The organism is Mycobacterium sp. (genome assembly GCF_049280035.1).
GTDB lineage: Bacteria > Actinomycetota > Actinomycetes > Mycobacteriales > Mycobacteriaceae > Mycobacterium.
Genome location: NZ_JBAPPI010000569.1, coordinates 1 through 2,603 on the forward strand (window position 1 = coordinate 1; position 2,603 = coordinate 2,603).

2 protein-coding genes are annotated in these 2,603 nt (G+C 65.0%); both read left to right on the forward strand.

The genetic code is table 11. The annotated features are described in order from the left end of the window. Nucleotides 1-225 precede the first annotated feature (225 nt). Nucleotides 226-1,686: an NADP-dependent phosphogluconate dehydrogenase gene (gndA, locus tag WAN71_RS18580; RefSeq protein WP_422226739.1), complete on the forward strand. Its 1,461-nt coding sequence runs from the start codon at nucleotides 226-228 to the stop codon at nucleotides 1,684-1,686. A gap of 31 nt (nucleotides 1,687-1,717) precedes the next feature. Next, a partial coding sequence (locus tag WAN71_RS18585; protein ID WP_422226740.1) for an IMP dehydrogenase occupies nucleotides 1,718-2,603 on the forward strand: 886 nt, incomplete at its 3' end.

The window sequence follows — 2,603 nt, forward strand, 5'->3', positions numbered from 1 at the left end:
GTTGTCGACGGCGGCGTACCTCGCCGCGGCGGCGGTGCTGGTCGTGCCTACCATTGCGCTGGCCATTCCGTGGCTTACTGAACTGCAACGGCTGTTCACCGCCGCCTAACCTACGGGTGCGGCGACCACGGCGGTTCGGCGATACTTTGCAGATGGCCGAATCTCGCTGTGCGAGTGTGTTCGGTGCAAAGCTTGGACCAAGTCACGACCCTGAGAGGCGAATACATGAGCTCGGAATCGAAGGCTACTGACGGCACAGCGCAGATCGGAGTCACCGGGCTCGCCGTGATGGGTTCGAACCTCGCCCGGAATTTCGCTCACCACGGCTACACGGTGGCGCTGCACAACCGCTCGGTCGCCAAGACGGACGCGTTGCTGAAAGAACATGGCAGCGAAGGCAAATTCGTACGCAGCGAAACCATCGAAGAATTCCTCGCCGCGTTGGAGAAGCCGCGCCGGGTGCTGATTATGGTCAAGGCGGGTGATCCGACCGACGCCGTCATCGAGCAGCTCGCCGACGCCATGGAAAAAGGCGACATCATCATCGACGGCGGCAACGCGCTCTACACCGACACCATCCGCCGCGAAAAGGCGATGCGCGAGCGTGGCCTGCACTTCGTCGGCGCCGGCATCTCCGGGGGCGAGGAGGGAGCGTTGAACGGTCCGTCGATCATGCCGGGCGGCCCCGCCGAGTCGTACAAATCGTTGGGCCCGCTGCTGGAGGAGATCTCCGCGCATGTCGACGGTGTGCCGTGCTGCACCCACATCGGTCCCGATGGGGCCGGCCACTTCGTCAAGATGGTGCACAACGGCATCGAGTACTCCGACATGCAGCTGATCGGCGAGGCCTACCAACTGCTGCGTGACGGACTCGGCAAAACCGCACCCGAGATCGCCGATGTCTTCGCCGAATGGAACAAGGGCGACCTGGACAGCTTTCTCATCGAGATCACCGCAGAGGTACTGCGCCAGACCGACGCCAAGACCGGCAAGCCGCTGGTCGACGTCATCCTCGACGAGGCCGAGCAGAAAGGCACCGGCCGCTGGACGGTGAAGTCGGCCCTGGACTTAGGAGTTCCGGTCACCGGGATTGCCGAGGCGGTGTTCGCCCGGGCGCTGTCGGGCTCGGTGGCCCAGCGCAAGGCCACCACCGGCCTGGCCTCCGGCCATCTGGGCGAAAAGCCAAGCGATGCAAAGCAGTTCATCGAGGATGTCAGCAAGGCGCTCTACGCGTCGAAGATCATCGCCTACGCCCAGGGCTTCAACCAGATCCAGGCCGGCAGCGCCGAATACAACTGGGGCATAACGCTGGGTGACATGGCGACGATCTGGCGGGGTGGCTGCATCATCCGGGCGAAGTTCCTCAACCGGATCAAGGAGGCGTTCGATGACGACCCCGACTTGGCAACGCTGATCGTCGCGCCGTATTTCCGCACTGCGATCGAATCGGCCATCGACAGCTGGCGTCGCGTCGTGGTCACGGCCACCCAGCTGGGCATCCCGATCCCGGGGTTCTCCTCGGCGCTGTCCTACTACGACGCGCTGCGCACCGAGCGGCTGCCCGCCGCGCTGACCCAGGGCCTGCGGGACTTCTTCGGCGCACATACCTACGGGCGCGTCGACGAGGACCCCAGCAAGAAATTCCACACCCTATGGAGTGGAGACCGCACCGAAGTGCCGGCCTAGTAGGGCCAAATAAGGGGTACAACCGATACCGATGAGGTTTTCCAACGGGCACAGTCCCGCATACGACCTGACCTACGACGACGTCTTCATCGTGCCGAATCGTTCGGACGTGGCGTCACGGTTCGACGTGGATCTGGCCACCCACGACGGCTCCGGCACCACCATCCCGGTGGTGGTGGCCAACATGACCGCGGTCGCGGGGCGGCGAATGGCCGAGACGGTGGCCCGCCGCGGCGGGATAGTGGTGCTGCCGCAAGACCTTCCGATCACCGCGGTGCAGCGCACGGTGGACTTCGTCAAAAGCCGCGACCTGGTTGTCGACACCCCGGTGATACTGGCACCTGATGATTCGGTGTCGGATGCGCTGGCACTGATTCACAAGCGCGCGCACGGCGCCGCGGTGGTGGCCTTTGAGGGCCGCCCGATCGGACTGGTCACCGAATCGTGCTGCGACGGTGTCGACCGTTTCGCGCGAGTGCGCGATATCGCGATCACCGACTTCGTCAACGCCCCGGTGGGGACCGACCCGCGAAAGGTTTTCGATCTTCTCGAGCAAGCCCCCGTCGATGTCGCGGTGCTGACCGGCCCGGACGGCACGCTGGCCGGTGTGCTGACCCGCACCGCGGCGATTCGCGCGGGCATTTACACGCCGGCTACCGACGCCGCGGGCCGGCTGCGCATCGGCGCAGCGGTCGGCATCAACGGTGACGTGGCAGGTAAAGCGCAGGCGTTGACCGAGGCCGGTGTCGACCTCGTTGTCGTCGACACCGCGCATGGTCATCAGGTCAACGCGCTGGATGCCATCAAGTCGATATCGTCGCTGGATCTGGGTGTGCCGCTGGCCGGCGGCAATGTGGTGTCGGCCGAAGGCACCCGTGATCTGATCAGCGCCGGGGCGTCGATCGTCAAGGTCGGTG